Here is a 26125-nt window from a genome sequence, read left to right on the forward strand (position 1 = left end):
ACGGTCCAGTCAGGGCAGGATTTGGTACATGGCCGAATCCTCTCCCCAACTGGGCCGTTTTCGTGTGCTCGACGCCAAACCCGTCAACCTCGACGGGTTCAGCGTCACCGCGCCCGAACTCGGGCTGGCCGCCATGCACAGCCCGTTCGACCCCGAGCCCTCGCTGGTCGTCCGCGCCGGCAGGGTCGTCGAACTGGACGGGAAGCCGGCCGAATCCTTCGACGTGATCGACGAATTCATCGCGCAGTACGGTATCGACCTGTCCGTGGCGGAGGAGGCCATGGCGCTCGACGAGGTCACGCTGGCACGGATGACCGTCGATATCAACGTGCCCCGCGCCGAGGTGGTGCGCCTCATCGGCGGCACCACGCCGGCCAAGCTCGCGCGCGTCGTGGCAGTGCTCAGCCCGGCCGAGATGCAGGTCGCGATGCACAAGATGCGGGCCCGGCGCACCCCGAGCAACCAGGCGCACGTCACCAACCAGCTCGACGACCCCCTGCTGATCGCCGCGGACGCGGCCAGCGCGGTGGCCTACGGCTTCCGCGAGGTCGAGACCACCGTGCCGGTGCTCGGCGATGCCCCCTCGAATGCGGTCGCGCTGCTGATCGGCTCACAGGTCGGGTTACCCGGGGCCATGGCCCAGTGCTCCATCGAGGAGGCGCTGGAACTCCGATTGGGATTGCGCGGCCTGACCAGTTACGCCGAGACCATCTCGCTGTACGGCACCGAACAGGTCTTCACCGACGGTGACGACACCCCGTTCTCCAAGGCGATACTCACCTCGGCCTACGCCTCCCGGGGCCTGAAGATGCGGGTCACCAGTGGCGGCGGGGCCGAGGTGCTGATGGGCGCGGCCGAGAAGTGCTCCATCCTCTATCTCGAGTCGCGCTGCGTGTCACTGGCGCGGGCTCTGGGTTCGCAGGGTGTGCAGAACGGCGGTATCGACGGGGTCGGTGTGGTGTCCTCGGTGCCCGAGGGCATGAAGGAGCTGCTTGCCGAGAACCTCATGGTGATGATGCGCGATCTGGAATCCTGTGCGGGTAACGACAATCTGATCTCGGAATCCGATGTGCGCCGCAGCGCGCACACCCTGCCGGTGCTGCTGGGCGGCGCCGATTTCATCTTCTCCGGCTTCGGTTCCATCCCGCGCTACGACAACGCCTTCGCGCTGTCCAACTTCAACGCCGACGATATGGACGACTTCCTTGTCCTGCAACGGGACTGGGGCGCCGACGGTGGGCTGCGCACGGTCAGTCAGGAACACCTGGCCCGGGTGCGGCGGCGGGCTGCCACCGCGGTGCAGGCGGTGTACCGCGATCTCGGCCTGGCCGACTACGACGATGACCGCGTCACCGCCGCCGTCCTCGCCAACGACTCCCGCGACCTGCCGCCCGGTGACCCGAAGGCCGTCGCCGAAGCCGCGGCGTCCATCGAGGCCCGCCAGTTGACGGTGTTCGACGTGGTGGCCGCGTTGCACCGGACCGGCTACACCGAGGAGGCCGAGGCCATCATGGCCCTGACCGCCGAACGGTTGCGCGGAGATCAGTTGCAGACCTCAGCCATTTTCGACGAACAGATGCGGGTGCTGTCCAAGGTCACCGACCCCAACGACTACCGCGGTCCCGGAACGGGATACACCCTCACCGAGGCGCGCCGGGCCGAGATCGACGATATCCGGCAGGCCCGCACCACCGCCGAACTCACCGCCGACCAGGCCGACCATCAGGGCCACCTGGTGCTCACCGAGATCGAAGAGGCCCGCCAGGGCGCCAACCCCCGCGAGGTCTGTATCGGGCTCTCCCCGGCGCTGGGCCGCACCGTCTGGCTGACGCTGTGCGGGCTGACCGTCGGTGAGGCGATCCGGCAGCTCACCGCCGGGCTGGAGGAGGAGGGCTGCGTGCCCCGCTTCGTCCAGGTCCGCTCCACCATCGACGTCGGGCTGATCGGCCTGACGGCCGCCAAACTGTCCGGCTCCGGTATCGGAATAGGCTTGCAGGGCAAAGGAACTGCGCTCATACACCGCCGTGATCTGGCCCCGCTGGCCAACCTGGAACTGTTCAGCGTGGCCCCGCTGCTCACCGCGCGCAACTACCGCGAACTCGGCCGCAACGCCGCCCGGCACGCCAAGGGCATGGCTCCCGTCCCCATTCTCACCGGAGGCACCGATGAATCGATCTCGGCGCGGTACCACGCCCGGGCCGTCGCACTGGTCGCCCTGGAGCGCGAGGCCAGTGAACCCGGCGCCGCTCCCGTCACGGTGGCGGTGACGCGGGCATGACCGGCGAACTCCCCGACAAGTACACCGTTGCCGCCGCCGTCGAGGGACGGTTGACGTTGTCGGATCTGCAGATGGACCCGGCCACCCTGGCGCATCAGGCCGTCGTCGCCGAAGAACACGGCAATCCCCAGCTCGCCGAGAACTTCCTGCGCGCAGCCGAATTGGCGCTCATGGACGGCGAAGAGGTGATGGCGCTCTACGAGGCGCTGCGCCCGTACCGCTCGACCGCCGCCGAACTGGAGGCGCTGCGGGTGTCGCTGCACACCCGCGGCGCCACGCGCTGCGGTGCACTCGTCGAGCAGGCCGCCGTCGTCTACGCCCGGCGAGGCCTGCTGCGGTGACCGGCCCGGTCAGCATTGTCGCCGGGATCGATATCGGCAACCACACCACCGAGATCGTGCTGGCCCGGGTGGGATCCGGTCGCGCCGAACCCCTCGCACACGGTCAGGCCCCGACGCGCGGCCGTAAGGGGTCCCGAGATTCGCTGGCGGGGGCGGCGGCACTGCTGACCCGGATCGAGGTGGACGCCGGGGTGGCCGCCGACCGGGTGGTGCTCTCGGCGATCCGGCCGGTGGACACCGCAACCGCCCCGCTGCCGCCGGCCGCCTCACCGCGCTCACCGGTGATCAGCCTGCGCCGCCCCGACGCCAGCACCCCGGCCGGCACCGGCTACGGGGTCGGCCGGCACGTGCCGGTACACGCCCTGACCGGACCCGTCGCGCCGGATCCGGTGGTGGTCTCGATCGGTCCGTCGATCGACTACGAGGAAGCCGCGCACCACCTCTGCGATGCGGTGGCCGCCGGGTGGACCATCGCCGGGGTGCTCGCCGCCGAGGACGACGCGGTGCTGATCGCCAACCGGATCCCGATCCGGGTGCCCGTGGTCGACGAGGCCGATACCCACCTGCTGGACCCCGATGTGCTGGTCGCCGTCGAGGTGGTCGCCGACGGCAGCGCCTACCGCCTGCTCGCCGATCCCGTCGCGCTGGCCGCCGCCCTGCAGATCGGCCCCGACGAACTGCCGTGGGTCGCCGAGTTCACCAGGGAGCTCGCCGATGCGCCCGCCATCGCGGTGACCCGCCGCACCCGGGCACCCGAACCGCCGGCGAGCGAGGACGATTACGTCGACTGCGTCGTGCGGGGTGAGACGGTTCGGTTCTCACCCGAACAGGCCTACCCGCTGTTGCGGACCGAACCACCGGGCACCGCCGTGCGGGTGCGGTTGCGGTCGTGTAAGCACGCCGAGGACGGGGTCCCCGTCGACGACGCCTATTTCACCGATCTGGCGGCCATCGACAACGGGGCCTGGCTGCGGCGTGGCGTCGCCGACACCCGGGGTGCCGTGGTGGCGTTGTTGGCTGCCGACCACGTCGCCGACGCCGCTGAGACGATGACCGAGCTGACCGGCCGGCCCGCGCACACACTGGCCGCAGAACCCGAGGCGGCCGCGCGGGGCGCCCTGACCACGCCGGGGCTGCCCGACGATGTCATCGTCTGCGATATCGGCGGTGGCACAGTCGATCTGGTCGGTGCAGACCGTACGGTCACCGCGGCGGGCGCGGGGGAGACCATCACCTCGGCGGTGGCCCGGGTGCTGTCCATCCCGCGGGCACTGGCCGAACGCGTCAAACGCAGCCCCGCGCTGCGTGTCGAGGGACCGCATCTCGCGCACGAAGAGGACGGCCGGCGGGTGTTCCTGGACACCCCGGCCACCGCGGATGCGATCGGGCGGTTGTGCACCCGCGGTAGCGCGGGTCTGGTGCCGTTTTCCCGCACGCTGGCCGCCGAGGAGTGGCGCAGCCTGCGGCTGGCGGTCAAGGAGGCGACGGTGGCCTCGAACATCGTGCGCTGCCTGCGCGTGTTCGACCGGTTGCCCGCGGTGCTCGTGTTGGCCGGCGGCGGGGCGCTGGACGACGAACTGATCCGCACCGTCGGCGAGGCGCTGCGCGGTGAAGTGGTGGTGGGCCGGGCCCATATCGACGGGGTGCACGGACCCCGCTACGCGGTGGCGTCCGGGCTGGTGCACCTGGCCGCTGAGCAGGACTGGGCGGCCGAGGTCAGCTGACCCTGATGGCGAACCGCGCCGTCACCGGGCCACCGGCGGCCACCGCGTAGTCGCCGCGGCGCAGCGCGTCGGTGGTGGCGGCCATCGGTTCGACGGCCACCAGCTCGTCGCCCGCGGGCGCGAACAGCTGCGCCGCCGGATAGCCCTGCTCGTAGATGACTTCCAGGCGACGTCCACCACCGGACAGGGCGAACACCGCACCGTCTTGCACCCCGGTGAAGCCATCGTCGAGGGTGCGTGTCCCGAGAGGTTCGGCCGAGGCGGGCCACTCCTGCTGCGCACCGGTCGGGATGCCGGCCTCGTCCACCGGCAGGTGCCGTAACGCAGGGGTCTCCAACACCCATTCGGCCCGCGGTACCCCCGGGATCTGCAGATAGGGGTGGTAGCCGAAACACAGTGGCACCGGTGCCGCGGTGGTCGGGGTGACCGTGGTGGCGATGGTCAGGGTGCGATCGGCCAGGGTGATGTCCTGGGTCAGCACATGGGGAAACGGGAACGCGGCCAGCAGCCGCGGGTTACCGCTGTAGTCGAGGGTGGCCGTCAGCCGGTTGTCGGTGCGGGCGGTGACCAGCCAGCCCGGGTAGGCGGCCAACACACCGTGGATGGGCAGGCCGTTCGCGTCGGCGCGCACCCCGCCGGCGCCCGGGGTCAGTGTCACCACCGCCCCGTCGACGTCATAGCTGTTGGCGCTCAACCGGTTCGCCCACGGGTACAGCAGCGGGATACCCATCGTCTTCCCGTCGGCCACGTAGGCGGTCAGGCCGCGCCGCTGGCCCAGGTATTCGATACCGTCCGCGGCGAGTGAGGTGCCGATCATGCCCGCACCCGGCACGAAGGTGGCGGTCAGCGCGGACGACGGATCGTGCAGGGTGACGTTCTGGAACGCCGGATCGGACTGAGCCACCGGTGCATCCTCTCTCAGTGCAGCGGATCGTGCTGGATACGTTCGGGGGGTGCGCCTTTGGCGATCAGGGCGGTCGTGGTCGCGGTGACCATACCGGGACCCCCGCACACCAGGATCTGCCGGTCGCCCCAGCCGCCGTAACGCGTCACGACAGCGGGGAGCAGGCCGTTCTGGCGAACGTGCAGTCCGCGCGGCGGCTGGACGTCCGGGTAGTCGGCGGCCCATGGCGGGTCGGTGGCGAACTCCGACACCGGGGTGACGGACAACCACGGATTGGTCGAGGCGATCTCCCACAGGGTGCGCAGATCGTAGAGATCGCAGGGGAACCGGCCGCCGAAGAACAGGTGCACCCGCGGATTCACCCCGTACCGGCACAGGTCCATGATCAGCGCGCGCAACGGCGCCAGCCCGGTGCTGCCGGCGACCATCAACACGTCACCGTCGTCGCGGTCGACATGCAGCGCGCCGTGCGGATTCGACAACCGCCAGCGGTCACCCGGCCTGGTTTCGCCGACGATCGCGGTGCTCACCATGCCGCCGCTGACCGATCGGACGTGGAACTCGATGGCCCCGCCGGGATCGGCGGGGATGGACGGTGACAGGTAGCGCCAGCGCCGCGGCCATTGCGGCACCTGCACGGTCAGGTACTGGCCGGGGTGATAGTCCAGCGGATGGTCGAGCTGCAACCGGATCATCGAGACGTCCCGGGTGACGCGGATGTGGTCGACGACGGTGCCGTCGTGATACGGAAGACCGGGTTCTGCCTCGGCGGCGCCGCCCATCACGCCGGTCAGGAGTTGCACGACATCCGCGGCCGCTTCGGCCACCCGGGCGTCCCAGCTGCCGGGCAATTCGGCGCGCAGCGTACCGAGTAAGGCCGTGGCCAGGCTCTGGTAGTGCGCGGCGGTGACGCCGTACTTGCGGTGGTCGCGCCCGAGCTGGGCCAGAAATGCGACCGGCTCGTCGGCGTGTTGCGCGATCAGCTCCGACAGCAGCCAGGTCAGCGCGTGGGCGAAGTTGTCGCGCTGGTGGGCCAGGTCGGGCGGGAACAGATCACGCGCCGACATATCAGTGGCGAACCAGCGGGTGTAGAGCCGGCCGACCATGTCGGCGTCGACGGCGGCGCGCAACGTCTGCAGCGCGTCACGGTCGTCGAGTCCCACGTGCGACGAGTCTAGTTATCGTCGCACCGGGGGCGCTACAGGGCGTGAATCCCCTTGTACAGCACGAGAAGACCGATGACCAGCAGGATGGCGGCCACCAGGGCGGCGTGCTGGCGTTCCATCCACTCCTTCAGTCGCTCCAGCGGCTGGGCCAGCCGGTCGCCCGAGACGGCGTAGCCCAGGATCGGGATCGCTGCGGTGGAGGCCGAGACCGCGACGAAGCAGGCCAGTGCGATCCACGCGTGCATCGTCCCGATACCGGCGGTGCCGATCGCCAACCCCGCTGCGGCGCAGATGAACAGCACCTTGGGGTTGACCACCGCCAGCACCATCGCCGTCACCAGGGCCCGGCCGGGGGTCAGATCGGCCATCTTGCGCATCCACCCCGGCGAATGCACCGACTGCTTGCGGGTGAACCACCGATACCCGCCGAACACGATGAGCAGGGCGCCCACCACGATCCGCAGCCAGGACGCCCATGCCGGCGGCTTGTCCAGATTGCCCAGCAGATCGGCGACTTCGACGAAGATCGCCGTCAGCGCACCGGTGCCCAGAATCCAGCCGAGCAGGAACGCCAACCCGGTCTGGCGCGGCCGCGCGGTGTGCAGGGCCAGGACCGCCGGGATGATGGTGAGGGGGGAGAGCGCGATCACCAGGGCCAGCGGGATGAGTTCGGTGAGGGTGGAGCCGAAGTTCCCGGACATAGCGCAGAACCTAACACCTGGCGGGGCACGGCCGCGTGCTCGCGTGACATGTACCGGCACCTGCGGTGGCGGCAAACTGACAATCCGGTAAAAAACCGGCTGGGCGTGCCCTCACTCGGTAGTCTGCGATGCGGTCCACCGTCGCGTGGACATGATGTCCTGGGAACGGGGACCGCGTGAAGATTCGCACCGGTCGACGGCGGTTGACCGCAGTAGTCGCCAGCATCGCCCTGATCGCGGCACCGACCGCCGCCTGCGCTGGGCCGAAGGTGGCGCCCGCGCCGGCGGCCGGTGTGAACGCCGGGCCGGATGGCAAACCTGCGCCCTTCCGTGAACCGGTCCGGCTCAAGTCCAAGGACGGCGTGCTGGAGGTGCGGCTGTCGGCGCACCAGGGCACCGTCAACCTCGACACCGTCCCCGAGCCGGTCACCAACTTCCTGGTGTTCGGCTACGACCTGATCAAGGGCACCGCCTCCGACGGCTCCACCAAGGGCGACAACCTCTATCCGGCACCGACCCTGCGCGTGGACCCCGGCGAGAAGCTGGTCGTGCATTACGACAACGATCTGGCGGGTCTGACGATCAAGGACTTCTACGATCCGGCGTTCACCCCCAAGGGCGGTGAGGTGCCCATCTACCCGCCGACGCTCACCGAGGCGCCGCTCAATCTGCACACCCACGGCCTGCACGTCAGCCCGTCCGGCAATGCCGACAACGTGCTGTTGAGCATCCCCGCGGGGATGGGCAACACCTACACCTACGACGTCCCGAAGAACATGCCCAACGGGCTGTACTGGTACCACAGTCACCGTCACACCATGACCACCCAGCAGACCTACCTCGGTCTGGCCGGTCTGCTGGAGATCGGCCGTCCGGACGGTAATCTCCCGCTGGTCACCCAGCACAACATTCCCGTGCGCGACATGGCGTTTCAGTACAACTATGTGTTCGACCGCAAGGGTAAGGGTCACCAGCTGAACAACTACAGCTGGCCGCAGTTCGTCAGCACGCTCACGCCGCCGCAGGGCAATCAACTCGCCGACGGCACCTACCGGCCCAGCCTGGCGCCGGTGAACATCGCCGACACCAGCATGGGCGCCCAATACCTCACCCCGTGGTGGGCCGGACCGCTGTCGCCGCACAACAACCGCGGCCAGACGCAGTTCATCCCGCAGAACCTGATGAGCTTCGACAGCCCGACGGTGAAGATCCCCGAGAACGACCGGCTCCCGGAGAACGAACGCGACGTGCAGTTCACGGTGAACGGCCAATTCCAGCCGGAGCTGAAGATCAAACCTGGCCAGACCGAGATCTGGGCGGTGGCCAATATCAGCGATATCGGCTACATGACCGTCCGCTTGACCGAGACCGCGACCGGAAACCATCCGAAGTTCACCATCGTCGGGCAGGACGGCAATCCCTACACCCAGGTACAGCGGCCCGTCTACGGCGACGGCACCACGCTGAGCGTCCCGCCGGGTTCTCGGTACGCCATCGCGGTCACGATGCCCAAGGAGGGCGACCTCGTCCTGGAGTTCCCACCGAACCCGGAGGCCAAGCCGCTGGTACTGCCCGGTGTGGTGTACACCAACAACGGCACCGAGCACACCCCGGCGGTACTCGGCACGCTCACCGTGGATCCGAAGTACATGAGCTTCGCCGACGGATTCTTCGTCTTCCCCACCCAAACCCTGATCCGCGCCACCCCGGATACCAGCGGGCCGGGCCAGACCACGGTCTTCGCGCCGGGCCAGAACCTGGACGCCTACACGTCATTCGTGGACACCTCGGTGATGACGCCCGCGGTCAACCGGGCGATGACGATCACCGACACCATCGGTGGCGACAAGGCCAGCAACAACGATCCCAAGGCCGTCATCTACATGTTCGAACCGGCCGGGTTCCCGAACGTCCCGCTGATCCAGCCGAGACTGAACTCGGTGGAGGAGTGGAAGATCACCAACTTCAACAACGATGCGCATCCGATGCACATCCACGTCAACGACTTTCAGGTGATGGCGATCGACGACCCGAACCGGGGGAAGACGGGTGTGCAGCCGTGGGGACTGGACAACGTCAATGTGCCCGCACCGGTGTTCAACGATATGCACGTCGTGAGCACACCGGCGACGCTGACCCTGCGGCAGGAGTTCCTGGAGTTCGTGGGCACCTACGTCATCCACTGTCACCGGCTCAACCACGAGGACAACGGGTTGATGGCCACCATCAACGTCATCCCGGAGGTCTCGTCGTATGCCGTCGCGGTTCCCGGCGGTCACGGCAGACCGGCCTCGATCCAGGTCCGGGACGGTGGCGAGAACGGGGCCGGCGACAGGGTGTTGCAGACCGTCTATCCGTTCCCCGATTTCGAGGGCACCCCGTCGGTGGCGATGGCCGACGTGAACGGCGACGGCATCCTGGATCTGGTGGCCGGCACCGGAAAGGGCGTGGCGCCCGAGGTGGTCGCATACGACGGCAACAACACTCGGGACGGACTGTTCAAGACCGAGCTCGCCCGGTTCGCGCCCTTCGACGCGGACTTCACCGGCGGGGTGTCCGTGGCGGCCACCGATATCGACGGGAATGCACTGGCGGACAACATCATCGTCGGATCGGGTCCGGGGATGGAGTCGCAGATCAAGGTGTTCTCGTCCACCCTGCCCGACATCGGAAAAGCCCCGGAGGTGTTCTCCGCCTTCACGCCCTATCCCGGCTCCCAGTCCGGTGTCACCCTGGCCACCGGCATGGTCGAATCCGGGTCGGGCCGGGAGAGCGTCGTGACGGCACCCGGTCCCGGTGAGCCGCCGCTGATCAAGTCCTTCCGATGGGACCTGTACACCCCCACGGCCAGGGCGCAGGCGAATGGCACGGCCACCCCGCAACACGCGGGCAAGCCGTCGGACCCGAAGATGACCGCGCAGTTCCTGGCCTACGACGAGACCTACCAAGATGGTGTCGCGCTGTCCACCGGCTGGGTTGCCGGGGCTGAGGGCGGCTCCAAGAGCATCATCACCAGCCAGCTCGGTGGTGCGGGCACGGTGGTGGTGTGGTCCAGCGGGTCGCTGCTCGACGGTCAGCCGGCCATATACCTGGACAACCCCAACCACCACGAGGGCGACGTCACATACCAGCAGATCTCGTCATTCGCACCATTTCCGGCAGGGGGCGCCACCGTCGCCACCAGCAGCACCGTCTACGGCGCCGACCTGCTGGTGGCCGGCGGCAACGGCGAGGTACGCAAGTACGGACTCGCGCGGTCCGCACCCGACGCGAAATCCCTGACGCCCAAGCTGATCACCTCGTTACCGCCGATCGCCGGGGCGGCGGGTGTGGTGCCGCTGGGCGGTCGCTAGGGCAGGTGCCAGAACACCCTGGTCCCGAGATATACCGCCGCGGTGGTGGCTGCCATGACCGCGGCCACGGTGCCGATGCCCCGCCAGTTCGTCTTGGCCACAGGAGCATCCGGTGGCGGACGCAGCCAGTGTTTGAGCAGCGGGTTGACGTAATAGGGCATGGTGATGAAGCTCATGGCGAAGCTGGACAACAGATTTCCGACCAGCATGCCCAACCACAACGGCATCTTCAACGGCGACAGCGCCAGCGACAGCAGTACCACCGTCGGGTAGAGGCCGACCCAGACGGCCAGGGAGGTCTTGACATCCGACGGCGGCGCCGCGGGTGCGCCGTGCTCGTCGAAGGCGAACCAGCTGCCGAATGAGTTGTCGATGGTGCGGGCGTGGAAGTCGGAGAACCGCTCGCCCTCGGCGAGGAGTGCGCGGCGTTCGGGGGAGATCAGCCAGGCATCCAGATCGTCGGCGTTCTCGTAGCGGTACAGCGCTGTCCACTCATCCTGCACCCCGGCGACCGGGCGGAACAGTTCGGCGCCGCGGAACCCGCGGAACGTGCTCTCCGCCAACCGAAGCCGCTGCTGCCAGGCCAGGAAATCCTCGACGTGCTCCGGGCTCACCCGGTGACTGACCACCACCGTCACCAGCGGGTCGGTCCGGCGGGCGCCGCCGCCGATGACCTGCTGCGTGCCGGGGCCGTCGAGATAGTCCGCACCCGCGGCGAGGCGGTCCTGCCGGGTGGCGCTGTTGATCCAGGCCTGCACGTGGGCCACCGAATCGAACCGGTACACCACCACCCAGTCGGGTTGTACCGCGGTGGGCGGACTGACCTCGGCGGCCAGGAAGCCGGGGTACTCCGAGGCCGCCCGGTTCAGATCCAGTTGCCACGCTTCGAATTCACGCTCCTGGCCGGCGCGCACCCGCTGGCCGATGATGACGGTGGCCGCCATGTCGGTGTTCCTCTTCGCATCCATGGCTCAGGGGACCGGAACGGGTTCGTTGAGCCGCCGGAAGATGCGCTCGGGAGTCAACGGCAGCTCGCGAAACCGTATCCCGGTCGCGTCGTACAGGGCGTTGGCCAGCGCCGGCGCCACCGGGTTGATACAGCATTCGGCCATCCCCTTGGACCGCATCGGTCCGACGGAATCGGTGGAGGGGACCAGTAGCACCTCGGTGCGTGGTGCGTCGGCATAGGTGGGAATGCGGTAGTTGCGCAGGTTCGGATTGGTCATCACACCGTCGGCGTCGACATGGTGGTTCTCCGTCAGCACGAAGCCGATACCCTGCGCCACACCGCCTTCCACCTGTCCACGGACCTGAGCCGGATTGATCACCACCCCGGCGTCGGTGGCCTGCACGCTGTACAGGATGCGGATCTCCCCGGTGACCCGGTGCACCGCGATGCGGAACCCGTGGGTGTTGGACGTGACGCTGCGCGGCGACCCGTACGCCTTGCGGGCCTCGGTGAACCGGATACCCCGCTCGCGGCCGGCCGCCAGAATCTCGGTCAGGAGCAGCCGGGTACCCGCGCAGTCCACCCCGTCGTCGAGCAGGACACAGTCGGCGACCGGCACCCCGGTATGCGACGCGGCGAAGCCCCGCAGCCGGTCCCGCAGGGCGAGGGCGGCCCGGTCCACCGCGTTACCGGCGACGAAAAGCCCGGCGCTGGCGAACGCCCCGGTGTCGAAGCCGGTCCGGTCCGTATCGGACTGCACCAGGTGGATGCGCGACGGTGTGGTGCCCAGCCGGGTGGCGGCGATCTGCACGTGCGCGGTGGAGGTGCCCTCACCGAATTCGACGGTGCCGACCGCGATCTGGTAGCTGCCGTCGTCACCCAAGGTGGCCCAGGCCTCCGAGATGTGCTCGGTGGGCGGGGCGGTCTCGTGCAGCGATGTCGCGGTGCCGACCCCGACCAGCCAGTCCGGGCCCATCGGCGGACCGTCTGCGTTGCGGGTCAGTGCCGCGTCCACCAGGTCGATGCACGCGGCGATGCCGTCCTCGGTGAACTCGACGTCGTCGGGATGGTCGTCCAGGGCCAGCAACGCATCCCCCGGCCGCACGATGTTGCGGCGGCGCAGCTCCAGTGGGTCGAGGCGCAGCTTCACGGCCAGTTCGTGGATCGCGGACTCCACGGCGAACGCCGGCTGTGTCATACCGTAGCCGCGTAGGGCACCGCTGGGCACCGTGTTGGTGTACACCGAGTAGGCATCGAATTTCTTGTTGGCACAACGGTACAACGCGATGGCGGCGGCCGCGGCGAACAACGTCTCCCCGCCGTGGTTGCCGTAGGCGCCGGTATTGGACAGGTTGCGGAACTGGAATGCGGTCAGGGTGCCGTCGGCCTTCGCGCCGAGTTTCACCGTCACCTTCATCGGATGCCGGGGGGAGGCGGTGGTGAACTCCTCCTCACGGGTGTACTCGAAACTCACCGGCCGGCCGGTATCGAGCGCGGCCAACGCGGCCAGATCCTCGGAGATCACTTCCTGCTTGCCGCCGAAGCCACCGCCGACCCGCATGCAGAACACCCGTACTTGGTCGGGGCGCAGGTCGAACAGGTGTGACAGTTTCACCTTCGCGATCGACGGCGACTGGGAGGCGGTGCGCACCACCAGCCTGATGTTCTTCCCGTCGCTTCGCTCGCCCCTGATGTTCTTCCCGTCGCTTCGCTCGCCCCTGAGGTCTTCCCCGTCGCTTCGCTCGCCCCTGACGTCTTCCCCGTCGCTGCGCTCGACCCAGGCGATGGACCCGTGCGTCTCCAGGTGCACATGCGCCACGCGCGGGGAGAAGTAGGTGGCCTCGTGGATCACGTCGGCCTCGGCGAAACCGGCGTCCACATCGCCGATCTGGCCGTGCAGCTCGAGCAGGACGTTGCGCTCCGGGTCGCGCACGAACGGATCGTCGGAGCCGTGCAGCTGCGGTGCCCCGTCCGCCATCGCCTGCTCCGGGTCGAACACCGCGGGCAGCACCTCGTATTCGACGGCCACCCGGCGGCAGCCCTCCTCGGCGGCGGCGACGGAATCGGCCAGCACCGCGACCACCCGCTGCCCGACGAACCGCATCACGTTGTCCAGGATGTAGGTGTCATCGGGGTCGACCAGATGATCGGTGTGGATGGCGGTGGTGAACCGTTTGCGCGGCACGTCTTTCCAGGTGTAGACCCGGTGCACTCCGGGTACCGCCAGCGCGGCGGTGGTGTCGATGGACACGAGGCGGGCGTGCGCGTGTGGCGAGTGCAGCACCTTCAGGTGCAGCAGTCCGTCGATGGCGGTGTCCATGGTGAACTCGGCCCGTCCCGTCACCACGTCCCGGCCCGCGGGGGCGCCCACGCTGGCACCCACCGCGTCGCCGGGTGCGGCCTCCTCGACTCCCACCCGCCCGTGCACCGCGTCTTCGATGGCCCGGTAACCGGTGCAGCGGCACAGATTCCCCTTCAGCGCGCGGGGCAGATCCTGGCACTGTTCCTCGGTGAGTGCGGCCGAGGTCATGATCATCCCGGCGGTGCAGAATCCGCACTGAAATCCCGGGGCGTCGAGGAACTGGCGCTGCATCGGGTGTAGATCGTCCGGGGTGCCCAGCCCTTCGATGGTGGTGACCGCACGACCGTCGGCCCGGAACGCCGGGGTGATACAACTGTGCACCGGGTTGCCGTCCAGCCACACCGTGCAGGCGCCGCAGTCACCGGCATCGCAACCCTTTTTCACCCCGTGCCAGCCGAGCGAACGCACGAAGGTGCGCAGGCACTGACCGGGTTGCGGTGCGGCGTCGAACGATCGGCCGTTGACGGTGTAGGTCATGCGCGCAGCTCCTGGGCGATCTCGTCGGCGAAGTGCTTGGTCAGGTGCCGCCGGTGGCCGGGGGTGCCGTTCGCGTCGTCGAACCAGACATCCTCGGGGAGTCCGTCGATACGGTCCCGCAGCGCCGCCGGGTCGGGGTCGCCGGCGAAGGCCAGTTGAACCGGGCGAGTGGTGCCCGCGGTGAGGGTGATCAGCGTCGCGCCGTCACGGCCTTTGGTGCCCACCAGGAACACGGTGGAGCGGCCCAGTGCGGTGAGCGTGAATACGCGATAGGCGACCCGCTTGCGCAGCGCGCGGTCGGGAATGTCGATACCGCGCAGCAGTTCGCCGGGGGCCAGCACGTTGCGATGGTCACCCGTCACGAAATCGGCTGCGGGAAAACTGCGTTCGGTCCCGTCGACGGCCTGGAGGCGGTATTCGGCCTCCAGTGCCACGGTGAGCGTGATCATCGGACCCGCGGGCAGGGACATGCAGATGTTGCCGCCGACGGTGGCCGCGTTCCAGACCTTGAACGAGGACAGAAAGGCCTCGCAACTGATCGGGATCAGCCGGGCTGCCGGCCACTGCGCGGGTGGGGCGAACGCGTACAGGCCGCCGATGGTGCACATGGCGCCGATGTGCAGCCCGGCCTGCGACGTATCGAGTTCGCTCCAGCCCAACGGGACCAGATCGATGAGCCGGCGCAGCTTCGGCTGCGGATCGGAGAACAGCCACGTGCCGCCGGCCAGCCAGGCGTCACCTGGACGCCACAGTGCGCCGGGAGGTTCGGTGGGTCGCCGGATGACCTCGGTGACGGTGTTGAGATCCAAGCCGGGCTCCTTCGGCTGAGTGCCCCCTGGTGTGTCGCTGACATTAAAGCCTGCCGGCCCGCTGGGCACGGGTTTTACCCACTTGCCCGGCGATCCGCCGTTGGCCGTGGTCCCCTAGACACCGTGAGTCAAATCCACTTCGGACACATCTTCCACGTCTCGGGCAGCCCAGCGATCACCGACGCGCCCGGTGCCCTGACGTCGATCCCCGACGGTGCGCTGGTACTCGACGGCCGCGGCCGGATCGCATTCTGCGGCAGCCGAACCGATATCCCGTCCGAGTACGCGGCCTCGGTGGTGCACGATCACCGGCACGGGTACCTGCTGCCCGGCTTCGTGGACACCCACATCCACTTCCCGCAGACCTACGCCGGAGACTCCTACGGCGGCGGGCAGCTACTGGAATGGCTCACCCAGTGCATCTTCCCGTCGGAGTCGCGGTTCGCCGATCCCGACTTCGCCACCCGGGCCGCCGTCGAGTTCTGCGATCGGCGGATCGCCGCGGGTACGACGGCGGCCATGGTGTTCGGCTCGGCGTTCCCGCACGCGCAGGACGCGCTGTTCGCCGAGACACGACGGCGCGGGCTGCGGATCGTCAGTGGTCGCGGTATCCAGACCGTCGGCCCGGAATCGGCGGGCCCATTGCTGACGTCGGAGGCCGACGCCATCCGGCTCACCCGGGAGGAGATCGACAAGTGGCACGCCGCCGACACCGGTGATGTGGACACGGCCCTGCTGCACGTCGCCGTGGTGCCGCGGTTCTCCCTGTCGGTCACCACCGAGACCTTGAAAAACCTTGGCGAACTCTATGATTCGGTCCGCGACAGGGGTGTGTATGTGCACACCCACCTCAACGAGAACAACCGCCCGGGTACCGGAGAGATCGACGTGACGAAGTCGACCTACCAGGTGAAGTCGTATCTGGACACCTATGACGGCAAGTTCCTGCCGGGATCCGCGGTGGGCGGATCGAGCCTGTTGGGCCGGCGGACCATCTTGGCGCACGGCGTGCACTGCACCGACGAGGAGCTGGCCCGGATGGCCGAGACCGGCACGTCCATCTCGCACTGCCCGGTATCGCAGCTGTTCCTCGGGTCGGGCACCATGCCCTGGCGACGTACCGTGGCGGCAGGGGTGAACCTCTCGGCCGGAACGGATTTCGGCGGCGGCGACGAATGGCTGATCCCCCGCGTGCTGGGCGATGCGTTCAAGGTGCACATCTCCGAGGAGGGCAGCGCGGGAACGTCACTGCACCCGGCCGAGATGCTGTTCCTGGGCACCCTCGGCGGGGCCAGGGCACTGGACATGGAGAGCCGGTTCGGCAATTTCGATATCGGCAAGGAGGCCGACTTCGTGGTCGTCGACCCGGCCCGGACCCCGGCGCTGGCCGCGGCGCTGACCCACGGGGTGCGCTCAGCGGATCCCGATTTGGCGTGCGAACAAACACTTTTCGCGTTGCTGATGGGTCTGCGGGAATCGTCGATCGCGCAGGTTTACGTGCAGGGCCGGAAGTTGAATCCGGCGTAGGGAGGATGCCATGAGTGCCATCGCTGTCACCATCTTCCACCGCCCCGTCGACCGGCCGGCCTTCGATACCTGGGCCGGCGAGCTGCTCGCCGCGGCGCGCACCGCACCCGGATTCATCGATGCGGTGGTTTCGGTATATGACGACCCGCGCCTGGAACCGGCGATCTCGGCGACCTTCGCCGGCGAGGGCCAGTTGCATGCCTGGCTGGACGGTGCGCAGCGCGCGGAGCTCCTGCGCGCCGGGCGGTTGCGCGGTGTGCACCAGGCCTCCTCCGATCTGGTGGTGGTGGAAGGACAGATCACCCCGCCGGGTATCGCGGTGTTCCGGCATCGCGTGTCCGCGGGCCGCGAGACCGACTTCATCACGGCGCAGGGCGATCTGACGGAGGCGAGCTCACGGTTCTCCGGGTATGAGGGCACCGTGGTGTTCCCGGCCGGCGCGGGGGAGCAGTGGATGACGCTGATCCGGTTCCGCACCGAGAGGCTGCTGTCGGGCTGGCTCAAATCACCGCAGCGCCTGGACGCGCTGCCGTCGTTGCGGTCGGCGCTGGACGGCGATTTCTCCACGTTCTCGCACACCACCCCGTTGGGTACCACGGTCCGGTTCGAGAACGGTGAGACCGAGATGACGCCGAGCTGGAAGACGGCGATGCTCGTGCTGATGGTGCTCTACCCGACGGTGATGCTGCTGGCCCGGTTCGTGGGCCCGGTGCTGGACCGGTTCGGTGCGGAGCCCTGGCTGGCGATGTGGCTCAGCCAGGTGGCCAGTGTGTCCCTGCTCCAGTGGGTGCTGATGCCGTTCGCGGTCGCGCGGATGCGACGCTGGCTGGACCCCGTGGAAGGCAGGAGCGGGACGGTCACCGTGCGCGGAACCGTGGTGATATTCGGGGTCTACGCCGTCACGTTGGTGGTGTTCGCGAGTATCACCTGGCTGCAGTTCTGGGACTACCCGCACTGACCCGTACCGATGTGGTGGGTCGGTTCCTCGGCCGACCCGGGTGTCGTCCGATCGGTTGATCTGGAACCCGTTGGTGCCCCGCGCCCGAAACTGGGGGTCGCAGTCCCCGGATTCGTCTTGTAGGGTCCGAGCCGGGGGCATCGGCTTGGGACGATGGGGGTTGCATTGTTGGCTTTCATCACCTCGCTGCGTCATCCGGACACTGCGCGGGACTACGCGCATAACGAGCGTCTTCTCAAGGACACCCTGGACTCCATTGCGCTGCAGACGTCGGATGACTACGTCGTCATCGTCGTCGGCAACGTGCCGTTGTCTTTTCCGCTGCCCGACCGTGTCGTGTCGGTCGTCGTGGATTTTCCGCCACCGGTCGCGCCCGGCGCTGCGACGTCGTATCTCGACGTCGTGTGGGACAAGGGCACGAAACTGGGGATCGGACTGATCGCCGCCCGTGATTTCACGCCCGATTACGTGATGATCATCGACGCCGATGATTTCGTTCATCGCGATCTCGTGGCGTTCACCTCCGCGCATGCCGGCGCGCCGGGGTGGTACATCTCGCGCGGCTGGCGCTATTCCCGCGCGCGCAACGTGTACCGCAGTCTGCGCGCGTTCCATCTCCAATGCGGCTCGTCCTACATCCTGCCCTTCGCCGCGTACGGCGTGCCGGCCGATGCGTCGGTCGCCTTCAGTCAAGCGCAGGTTCTCGATGTCTTCGGTGACCGGCTGGCGACGATCATCGGGTCCCATATGCGGGTGGTGCAGTGGGCGAGGCGACATGGCTATCCCCTTGCCCCACTGCGGTTCCGGGGCGCGGTGCACCACGTGGACACCGGTGAGAACCACTCCGGCGGCACGCTGGGCGGGTGGGCCAGAACGCTGTCGCCGACGATGCAACAGACCTACGGCATACCCTCGCGGCCTCCCACCGGGTCCCCGGTGCCCGAGGCGAACAGGCTCAGGTTGGTCCTCGAAACCCCATCGGCGCTCGCCACGAGTGCCTACAAGTATCTGCAGCGCACGTTGTTCTCGATGGTGACCGACGACCGACCGAGGTTCGATCTGAGGTCGCGCCCTGCGCGACTCGAGCGCTGATCCACCAACTACCCGGACCGATCCGGCAGTGTCGCCGCCGCGGCACGCAGCCGCCGGTGCATACCGCCGTAGGGGCTCACGGCCGGCAACAGACCGGTCGGGATCTTGGTGACCGCGCTGTAGTTGACATCGACGACGTTGGCCAGCGGTGACAGACACAGCTGGCTGCACAGCTGATACGCGTCGATCTCGCCGATACCGTGCAGGTCCGCCAGCCAGCGCACCATCTCCACCTGGCTGCACCGCCAGGCGTCCTCCAGCGGTCGCGCCGATCCGACGGTCAGCAGGGCGTCGTCGTGTTCGAAACGTGGCCAGGCGGGCGCGCCGCCCTTGATGAGCTCCACGATGAGCGTGACGTGCATGGCGCCCTCGAGCGCGGTTCCACAGGTCTCGCCCTCGCCCTGGCGGTAGTGCCCGTCACCGACCGAGAACAGTGCACCCTCGACATTGACACCGAGATAGACGGTGGTCCCGGCACGCAGCTCAGGGGTGTCCATGTTCCCGCCGAAGTAGTCGGGCACCAGCGTGGTGCGCACCTCGCGCAGCGCGGGCGCCACACCCACCGTGCCGAGCATCGGGGCCAGCGGCAGGTCGACGGTGAAATCGCTCTCGTGCGCGACGAACGTGGCGGTGCCGCGAGCCGCATCCACCTGGTAGATCCACGTCAGTTCGGGCAGCGGCGCCTGCAGCGTGGCGGTCCGGTCGGTGCCCGTGAGCGCGCCGAACAACGGGATCGTGGTGGACGCCGCCCAATCTCTGGCCGGTTCGATCGACACGAAGTGCAGCGCCAGCGTGTCACCCGGTTCGGCCCCGGTCACATAGAAGGGGCCGGTCTGCGGATTGAGCTCCTTGGGATTGAGCACCTGGCTGGGCTTGTCCTCGCGCGAGGTGACCCGGCCCGCGAAGGCATCCTCGGTCCACAGCCGCAGCACCGTGCCCGGTGCCACCTCCAGCGCCGGCTCGGCGCCGCCGAATGTCCATACGTACTGGTCCCGGGTCGGCGTGAACTCAACGATCTGCATATGCAACCTTTCTGTCGGACGTGCGATGCAGCAGCATCGAGAAAGCGGTGCCGAGCACCACCCACATGAGTGCCGCCGCGGTGAGCGAGTCGGCTCGGAAGTCGGCCAGCAGCGCCGCGGGGAAACCCGGGAACACCACGGCCCCGGAGGTGTCGACCAGCGGCGTCGGGACCTCGTCGAACCGCGGCAGTGCCGCGGTGATCAGGCAGACCGCCAGCACATAACCCCACCCGGCCAGCATCACCGAGGACCAGCGCCCGATCCGCGGTATCAGCCTGGCAGCGACGACGGTCGCCACCGCGGCCAGCAGCACCGACGCCACCAGGGCTGCCAGATAGCCGGCCGTGCGCGCGCCCGCGGAGTCCTCGTGACCGACCCCGGGGGGATTGGCGGGGAAGACCATGAACGGGACGAGTGTGACGGCGACGAAACCGGCGGCGGCCAGTGTCATCGACACCCAGCGCGGATCGGCGGCGATCCGGTGCCGGGCCAGGAAGGTGGTCAGCATCCAGAAGGCGACCGCGAACAGCGCGCCGACGATCAGGCCGTACGCCACGATGCCCGTGCCCGCTCCGACGTTCTCCTGGACGACCCTGGTGAACACCTCGTGCTCATGTGCGTGCTCACCGGTCAGTGTCTGTTCGGCGTGCGAACGCGCCTCCTCGAACCCGACGGCCTGGTCGACCAGTGGAGCGATCTGCCACCTCGTGTAGGCGAAGGTGGCAAGACCCGCGATGAGCCCGGAAGCCAGCCCGCAGCCGACGATCTTGTTCATGTCCGCGCGCTCAGTGGCAGGGGAAGCCCAGGACGTGCCGGGCGTCGTGGAGGAACTCGTGGACGTGGGTGTCGGCGCCGAACACCGATACCGCACCCTGGTCGAACCCGACGAAGTAGAAGGCGATCAGTGCGAGCGCCGTCGTGGCGGTCAGCCAGAGCGCCGTTGCGGCCGTGGTGGCATCGGGTAGGGCGATGGCGGGTGCCTGCTCGATTGCGGACCGTGGTGTGCCTGAGGACATCTGAAGTACTCCTGGTTCTGTGTAATTACTTCCAAAACGCAAATATTGCGTATGAACTAGTTACGCCTATGTGGGGCCGCCGGTCAACCGGTGCAACACGACATCAACGGAGGGAAATCTCCAGGTAACGAGAAGTGGTCTCTTGTAAATGCTCTGTTACGCATCGGGTTTACGGTTTGCTTACCTGCGGAGATGGCGAGCATAGTTCCAGATGGAAGTATTAAGAACGAGAACTAATGATGGGAGATGTGCCGATATGCACGGTCCACATGACCTCGGTGGTCGCGAGGGCCTCGGCCCCGTCGATCCGGAGTTCCTCAAACCCGGCATCCCGGACTGGCGTTACCCGTTCGAGGGCCGGATGCATGCCATCACCGCGATGGCGATCGCCAAGGGTGCGTTCAACCTCGACGAGCAACGACACGGTATCGAGCTCATGAAATGGAGCGACTACCTGGATTCGACGTACTACGCGCACTGGTTGTTCTCCGTGGAGAAGCTGCTCAACGACAAGGGCTACATCTCCCACGAGGAGGTCGACGACCGGATGCGCGAGCTCGGCGCACCGTCGATGACGCCGCACCCGCAGAAGCCGGACACGTTGTCGCCGTTCGCCGAACAGATGATCGACGTGCTGTGGAAGGGGACGCCACACGATGTGCCCGCGGAGGCGCCGCCCGCCTACGAGGTGGGCGCCGAGGTGATGGTCCGCAACCTGCGCGAGGCCACGCACAACCGGTTGCCGGGCTACCTACCCAAGGCCAAGGGGGTCGTCGTCAAGCAGTACGGCGCGTTCCACGACCCCGCGGCAAGTGCGCACCGACAGGTCGACGAGGCCAACCAGCTCTACATGGTGCGGTTCACCTCCACGGAGTTGTGGGGTGCGGAAGCCGCCGAGGAATTCGATCTGTACGCCGACCTGTTCGAGACCTACCTCGAGCCGGCCTGAACCAAGGAGAACACTGAAATGGATTGGCTTTCACTGTCCGACGTCGAGGCGCGGGTCAACGCGCTGGAGTCGTTGATGGTCGAGAAGGGCTTGGCCGAGCATGAGGCCGTCGACGCCGTGGTGGCGTCGTTCGAGAACGATATGGGCCCGGTCAACGGGGCCAGGGTGGTGGCCCGGGCCTGGACCGACCCGGCGTACCGGCAATGGCTGCTCGACGATGCCACCGCGGCGATCGCGGATATGGGCTTCACCGGCTTGCAGACCGAACACATGGTGGCGGTGGAGAACACCGCGGAGCGGCACAATGTCGTCGTGTGCACGCTGTGCTCGTGCTACCCGTGGACCCTGCTGGGCATCCCGCCGGCGTGGTTCAAGTATCCGCAGTACCGGGCCCGGGTGGTGAAAGAGCCGCGCAGCGTGCTCGCCGAATTCGGGGTGACCCTGCCGGACGGGGTGGCAATCGACGTATGGGACAGCAGTGCCGAGATCCGGTACCTGGTGATCCCGCAACGCCCTGCGGGCACCGAAGATCTGACCGTCGACGAACTGATCCCGCTGATCAGCCGGGACTCGATGGTGGGGACAGCGCTCGTGACGGCTGCGGGAGCAGCGTGATGAGCGCGCCGGTGATCGACCTGGCCGGGTTCGACGACCCCGAGGGTGTCGCGGCGCTCCCGCGGTCCAACGGCGAGTTGGTGTTCGATGCGCCTTGGCAGGGGCGGCTTTTCGGGCTCGTGGTGCATCTCTGCAGGGCGGGTGCGTTCGAATGGGATGAGTTCAAGGCTCATCTGATCGCGGCCATCGACGATTCGGGAATCGACGAAACATGCGATCCCGCAGTGTATTACCGGCAGTTCGGGGAGGCCTTCTGTCGCCTCGCCGCGGAGAAGGACTTCTTCGACGCGCAGGCATTCGAGCAGCGGACGGTGCTGGAGGCGCAGCGGCTGTCGCACGATGACCATGACCATGACCACGACCATGACCATGATCACGGCCATGACCACCACCACGGCCACTGAACGGGAGACAGCGTGACCATGTCGAAAGCCACGGCGCTGTCGATCAGCGTCGGCGTGTTCGGGATGCTGTCGACGTTGATGACGGCGACGGTGTGGAATCTCCCCGTGTGGGTGCTGTTCCTGGCCTGGGCGTCCTTCTTCTTCGTCGGGTCCGGCCCGTCCGGGCTGGTCAAGTCGGTCGCCTGTAACTGGACCGGCATCGTGATCGCCACGGTGACGCTGCTGGCGGTCAGCGGGACCGCGGGTGCGGTGTGGTTGTCCATCGCGGTCGGTATCGGAAGCTTTGCCATGGTGCAGGTTTCGCGCCTGCGCTGGATATCGGCGACACCGGCCATCGTGTTCGGATTCGCCATGACGGTCGGCACCATCGCGGCGACCGGCAACGGGATCACGTCGGTCGGTCTGTCCCATCCGGCGTTGGTCGCCGGGGTGACGGCACTGGTCGGTGCCTGTTTCGGGGTGGCCTCCGAGTACGGGGCCGCGGTGATCGAGCGGGTGGCCGGCGCACGCAATAGTGAAGCGCCGCAGCCCGTCTAGGGCTGCGGCGCATCACCGGTTGAGATACCCTCTATCTGCAATAGTTCATGATGAAATCAATTGCCACCGAAGCCCCCGGGAGCGTCGTGCAGATCTCCACCAGCATCGAAAGTGTTGCGGAAGTGTTCTTTCGAGCCGAACGCAGCTGGACCGATGCGTTGTTGCGCGGTCTGCTGGATGCGGACGTGAGCAGTATCGAAGGCTGGCGGGTGCTGGGCGCGTTGCGCAGCGGCGATGGTTTCACGATGAGCGATATGGCGACGACGATGGCGATCCCACCGCCCACGCTGACGCGGATCGTGGACAAGCTCGTCGACGGTGGGTTCGTCCTGCGCCGGGTCGATGCGACCGATCGGCGCCGGGTGTTGATCTACCTCTCGGCAAGAGGGAAGACCAAGGTGCGGCGGCTGACCAAACAGGAGTCCGTCGTCAAGGGTGCGCTCATCGAGGAGCTCGGCGAGGACGCCGCCGTGCACTTCCTGCAGACGCTGGCCCGCGTCGGCGATCTGTCGCTCTAGGACCGCCGAACGCGGGCACGACGCAACTTTTCCGGATACGAACAGTTGCGCAATGCGCAGGTAACCGGGATCCGTCACGATAGCCAGACACGCCAGGACAACGGGTGGACGGAGACACAACGGTGAAGCTGAGCCGATCCGATGCCCCCACGGTCAACGTCGCCCTGGTGATCCCGCGCAGCGGGTCGGCCGGTATCTACGGGCCCTCCTGCGAGGCGTGCGCCGAACTGGCCATCAGCGATCTCAACGACACCAGTGGACTGTTCGGCCGCCAGGTCCGCCTGGTGCCCGTCGACGGCAGTCGCACCCCGGCCGCCGTCGCCGCCGATATCGCCCGGATGATCGACCACGGCGCGATCGACGCGGTCACCGGCTGGCACATCTCTCCGGTGCGCAAGGCGATCGCCAGGGTCACCGCCGGTCGGGTGCCCTATGTGTACGGCCCCCTGTACGAGGGCGGTGAACGCACCCCCGGCTTGTTCCTGACGGGGGAGACCCCGTCGCGGCAGCTGCTGCCCGCGATGGACTGGATGAAGGCCGAGTACGGCATCGACCGCTGGATCGTGATCGGCAACGACTACATCTGGCCGCGACAGACCGGAGCGGCGGCGGCCTCGCACGCCAGGGGCAACGGTGTGCCGTTGGTCGCGGAGATCTACGTGCCGCTGGGCACCCAGGATTTCTCGGCGGCGATCCGCGATGTCGAACTCACGTCGGCCACCGGTGTGCTGTTACTACTGGTGGGCGGTGACGGCGTCGCGTTCAATCGACAGTTCGCCGCGACCGGACTCGACAGCGCGGTGCCCAGGCTCAGCCCGCATGTCGAGGAGAACATGCTGATGGCCAGCGGTAGCGACAGCAACCACGGATTATTCGCCGCCGCAGGCTATTTCGAAGCCCTCAACACCACCGCGTCGATGGACTTCGCGGCGCACTACTACCGCCGGTACGGGCCGGCCGCGCCCGCGCTGAACAGTATCGGCGAGTCCTGTTATGAGGCGCTGACACTGTTCGTGGCGCTGGCATCGCGGGCCGGATCGCTCGATATCGCCGCCATGACCGCAGCCGCGGCGAACCTGACCTATATCAGCCCGCGTGGCGAGGTCACCATGTGCGGGAACCAGATGTCACAGGACGTCTACGTAGCAGAGGCGATCGATCTGGAGTTCGAGGTGCGGGCCCGCATCTCGGCGGCGTGAGCGACGTTCAGAACTCACACCACGTCCACTCGTCGTCCTCACGCACGAACGCGATGTCATCGGGGTCGTCGCCGTCGTTCTCGATGACGGCCTCGGCGGTGTCACCGGTGATCGCCAGTTCGGTGATCGCAAGGTCCAGCAGGCCGGACCCGCTGCGCGCCTCCTGCAACGCGTCCTCGTCGAACTCGCTCTGACCGCGCATCTCCGCGCACATGAGGTCGCGCAGTGCGCCGAACCGGCGGTCGTTCCAGGCCTGCTCGAAGCGCTCGACCAGGTCGGTGATCTGGTCCTCGTCGGATTGGGGCAGCGCGGTGACCCCCGAGGGCGCCATCGCCGTACCCGGCGTCTCCCGGGTGCAGCCGGTCAGCGCGATGGCCGAGCCGATCAGTGCAGGAACGAGAAGGCCGGCCAGCCACATATCAGGTCCCTTCGAATCGGTTGTGGCCCAACGTGTCGACAAAGCTCGGTCCCTGCCGGGTGAGCTGGCTCCGGTAGGCGTCCGCCCAGCCGCTGAACGGATGGTGTGCCAGGTACTCGTTGCGGAACCGGTCGTCCTCGGACACCTCGGTGGCGCAGAACTCGGGGATCGTCAGGTCGACCACGGGCCCGCCGCGTTCGACCTCGGCCAGCACCAGTGGGGCGTTGGTGCCCAGGAACCGGTCGAGCACCCAGCCGTCCTCGCCCAGCCAGACCGAGTAGCGGATCTTGGCGACCACATGAGCGGCCCGGCGCACGATCTGTCCCGCGACCATCGGATCGAGCTCGCGCTCGGCCTCGTAGCGGGTGCCGCCGGCCGCGGGGCCCTTGGCGGTCATGGTGCCGATCGACTCGTCGCCCAGCGCCTCCACCAGTTCGCCGGGAGTGCGGTCCGGCTCGGCGGGGGCCGGACCCTGGACCCGGATGCGCACCGCGTACCCGTCGGCGGCGAACACATAGGCCTGCACGATCAGGGCGGGGCTCGGATCCGAGGCGGCGAGGGCGGGCAGTTCATGGACGACGAACTTCCGCTCGAACTCGAAATCACCGTAGCCGGACATATCCCGACGTTAGACCGGTACCTGGCCGAATGCCGTGATGACGGATGCCGTGATTGGGGATGTGGTGGATTCGGTATCCGGAATCAGCGGACAAATCCGACAAAATTCTCTAGAGTTGAGCGGAACAGACTCAAGATTGTCGGCGTTGTTCAAGGCGACAAGCATTTTCGGCAGCCCCTTGGAAGGC

General features: G+C 67.8%; 24 protein-coding genes. 13 read left to right on the forward strand and 11 right to left on the reverse strand.

From position 1 onward, the window contains the following. Positions 1–28 precede the first annotated feature (28 nt). From FHU31_RS04500 to FHU31_RS04510, 3 genes are read left to right on the forward strand one after another with little or no spacing between them, the layout of a single operon-like run. Positions 29–2278: a propanediol/glycerol family dehydratase large subunit gene (locus tag FHU31_RS04500; RefSeq protein WP_167156267.1), complete on the forward strand. Its 2250-nt coding sequence runs from the start codon at positions 29–31 to the stop codon at positions 2276–2278. Then, the gene (locus FHU31_RS04505; RefSeq protein ID WP_167156269.1) at positions 2275–2619 is read left to right on the forward strand and encodes a diol dehydratase small subunit; all 345 of its coding nucleotides are present in this window, start codon (positions 2275–2277) and stop codon (positions 2617–2619) included. The genes FHU31_RS04500 and FHU31_RS04505 overlap by 4 nt, the downstream gene beginning before the upstream one ends. After that, positions 2616–4343, forward strand: coding sequence for a diol dehydratase reactivase ATPase-like domain-containing protein (locus FHU31_RS04510; protein WP_263987863.1), 1728 nt, complete (start codon positions 2616–2618; stop codon positions 4341–4343). Before FHU31_RS04505 ends, FHU31_RS04510 begins: the two co-directional genes overlap by 4 nt. Here FHU31_RS04510 and FHU31_RS04515 read toward each other — a convergent pair. Genes FHU31_RS04515 through FHU31_RS04525 form a run of 3 tightly spaced genes read right to left on the reverse strand, consistent with a single transcriptional unit; the run spans position 4336 to position 7114 of the window. Next, positions 4336–5247: an aldose 1-epimerase gene (locus FHU31_RS04515; protein WP_263987864.1), complete on the reverse strand. Its 912-nt coding sequence runs from the start codon at positions 5245–5247 to the stop codon at positions 4336–4338. The genes FHU31_RS04510 and FHU31_RS04515 overlap by 8 nt on opposite strands. 14 nt (positions 5248–5261) lie before the next feature. Continuing rightward, a complete protein-coding gene (locus tag FHU31_RS04520) occupies positions 5262–6410 on the reverse strand; it encodes an FAD-binding oxidoreductase (protein WP_167156271.1) in 1149 nt (382 codons plus the stop codon). Positions 6411–6445: 35 nt separating this feature from the next. Continuing rightward, positions 6446–7114 carry a GAP family protein gene (locus FHU31_RS04525; protein WP_167156272.1) on the reverse strand — a complete coding sequence of 223 codons (669 nt, stop codon included), beginning with the start codon at positions 7112–7114 and terminating at the stop codon, positions 6446–6448. A 176-nt stretch (positions 7115–7290) separates the two neighbouring features. Here FHU31_RS04525 and FHU31_RS04530 point away from each other — a divergent pair, with 176 nt between their 5' ends. Beyond that, complete coding sequence (locus FHU31_RS04530; RefSeq protein WP_263987865.1) at positions 7291–10467, forward strand: multicopper oxidase domain-containing protein; 3177 nt, start codon at positions 7291–7293, stop codon at positions 10465–10467. Here FHU31_RS04530 and FHU31_RS04535 read toward each other — a convergent pair. From FHU31_RS04535 to FHU31_RS04545, 3 genes are read right to left on the reverse strand one after another with little or no spacing between them, the layout of a single operon-like run. Then, positions 10464–11435: an antibiotic biosynthesis monooxygenase gene (locus FHU31_RS04535; protein ID WP_167156274.1), complete on the reverse strand. Its 972-nt coding sequence runs from the start codon at positions 11433–11435 to the stop codon at positions 10464–10466. The two genes, FHU31_RS04530 and FHU31_RS04535, sit on opposite strands and share 4 nt — an antisense overlap. Positions 11436–11438: 3 nt before the next feature. Further along, positions 11439–14255, reverse strand: coding sequence for a molybdopterin-dependent oxidoreductase (locus tag FHU31_RS04540; protein WP_167156276.1), 2817 nt, complete (start codon positions 14253–14255; stop codon positions 11439–11441). Then, positions 14252–15064, reverse strand: a complete 813-nt coding sequence (locus FHU31_RS04545; RefSeq protein WP_167156278.1) for an FAD binding domain-containing protein — start codon at positions 15062–15064, stop codon at positions 14252–14254. The genes FHU31_RS04540 and FHU31_RS04545 overlap by 4 nt, the downstream gene beginning before the upstream one ends. 123 nt (positions 15065–15187) lie before the next feature. Between FHU31_RS04545 and FHU31_RS04550 the strand changes: the two genes are divergently transcribed. The 3 genes from FHU31_RS04550 (at position 15188) to FHU31_RS04560 (ending at position 18641) form a co-directional block, all read left to right on the forward strand. Continuing rightward, entirely contained in the window at positions 15188–16591 is a 1404-nt protein-coding gene (locus tag FHU31_RS04550; RefSeq protein WP_167156280.1) for a guanine deaminase, read from the forward strand. Positions 16592–16601: 10 nt separating this feature from the next. Beyond that, positions 16602–17549 carry a putative antibiotic biosynthesis monooxygenase gene (locus FHU31_RS04555; protein WP_167156282.1) on the forward strand — a complete coding sequence of 316 codons (948 nt, stop codon included), beginning with the start codon at positions 16602–16604 and terminating at the stop codon, positions 17547–17549. A 153-nt stretch (positions 17550–17702) separates the two neighbouring features. Further along, positions 17703–18641 (forward strand): glycosyltransferase family A protein, encoded by a 939-nt coding sequence (locus FHU31_RS04560; RefSeq protein WP_167156285.1) that lies wholly within the window; start codon positions 17703–17705, stop codon positions 18639–18641. An 8-nt stretch (positions 18642–18649) separates the two neighbouring features. On the opposite strand, the gene FHU31_RS04565 is transcribed toward FHU31_RS04560, so the two are convergent. Genes FHU31_RS04565 through FHU31_RS04575 form a run of 3 tightly spaced genes read right to left on the reverse strand, consistent with a single transcriptional unit; the run spans position 18650 to position 20679 of the window. After that, positions 18650–19663 (reverse strand): acetamidase/formamidase family protein, encoded by a 1014-nt coding sequence (locus FHU31_RS04565; RefSeq protein ID WP_090358690.1) that lies wholly within the window; start codon positions 19661–19663, stop codon positions 18650–18652. Beyond that, entirely contained in the window at positions 19650–20438 is a 789-nt protein-coding gene (locus tag FHU31_RS04570; protein WP_167156287.1) for a CbtA family protein, read from the reverse strand. The genes FHU31_RS04565 and FHU31_RS04570 overlap by 14 nt, the downstream gene beginning before the upstream one ends. Before the next feature lie 10 nt (positions 20439–20448). Next, positions 20449–20679 (reverse strand): CbtB domain-containing protein, encoded by a 231-nt coding sequence (locus FHU31_RS04575; RefSeq protein WP_090358694.1) that lies wholly within the window; start codon positions 20677–20679, stop codon positions 20449–20451. A gap of 256 nt (positions 20680–20935) precedes the next feature. On the opposite strand from FHU31_RS04575, the gene nthB reads away from it, so the two are divergent. From nthB to FHU31_RS04605, 6 genes are all read left to right on the forward strand, one after another. Then, positions 20936–21628, forward strand: a complete 693-nt coding sequence (nthB, locus tag FHU31_RS04580) for a nitrile hydratase subunit beta (RefSeq protein WP_090358696.1) — start codon at positions 20936–20938, stop codon at positions 21626–21628. Between the two features lie 18 nt (positions 21629–21646). After that, positions 21647–22243 carry a nitrile hydratase subunit alpha gene (gene nthA, locus FHU31_RS04585; RefSeq protein ID WP_090358698.1) on the forward strand — a complete coding sequence of 199 codons (597 nt, stop codon included), beginning with the start codon at positions 21647–21649 and terminating at the stop codon, positions 22241–22243. Next, complete coding sequence (locus tag FHU31_RS04590; RefSeq protein WP_167156289.1) at positions 22243–22647, forward strand: nitrile hydratase accessory protein; 405 nt, start codon at positions 22243–22245, stop codon at positions 22645–22647. The genes nthA and FHU31_RS04590 overlap by 1 nt, the downstream gene beginning before the upstream one ends. Before the next feature lie 18 nt (positions 22648–22665). Continuing rightward, entirely contained in the window at positions 22666–23184 is a 519-nt protein-coding gene (locus FHU31_RS04595; protein ID WP_167160629.1) for a DUF1097 domain-containing protein, read from the forward strand. A gap of 50 nt (positions 23185–23234) precedes the next feature. Then, positions 23235–23702 carry a MarR family winged helix-turn-helix transcriptional regulator gene (locus tag FHU31_RS04600; protein WP_167156291.1) on the forward strand — a complete coding sequence of 156 codons (468 nt, stop codon included), beginning with the start codon at positions 23235–23237 and terminating at the stop codon, positions 23700–23702. 104 nt (positions 23703–23806) lie between these two features. Further along, positions 23807–24901: a substrate-binding domain-containing protein gene (locus FHU31_RS04605; protein ID WP_263987866.1), complete on the forward strand. Its 1095-nt coding sequence runs from the start codon at positions 23807–23809 to the stop codon at positions 24899–24901. 7 nt (positions 24902–24908) lie between these two features. Here FHU31_RS04605 and FHU31_RS04610 read toward each other — a convergent pair whose 3' ends face one another. Then, entirely contained in the window at positions 24909–25319 is a 411-nt protein-coding gene (locus FHU31_RS04610; RefSeq protein WP_167156293.1) for an Rv0361 family membrane protein, read from the reverse strand. 1 nt (position 25320) lies between these two features. Then, on the reverse strand, positions 25321–25938 hold the full coding sequence (locus FHU31_RS04615) for a CYTH domain-containing protein (protein WP_167156295.1): 618 nt from the start codon (positions 25936–25938) through the stop codon (positions 25321–25323). Positions 25939–26125 lie beyond the last annotated feature (187 nt).

The organism is Mycolicibacterium fluoranthenivorans (assembly GCF_011758805.1).
GTDB classification, from domain to species: domain Bacteria; phylum Actinomycetota; class Actinomycetes; order Mycobacteriales; family Mycobacteriaceae; genus Mycobacterium; species Mycobacterium fluoranthenivorans.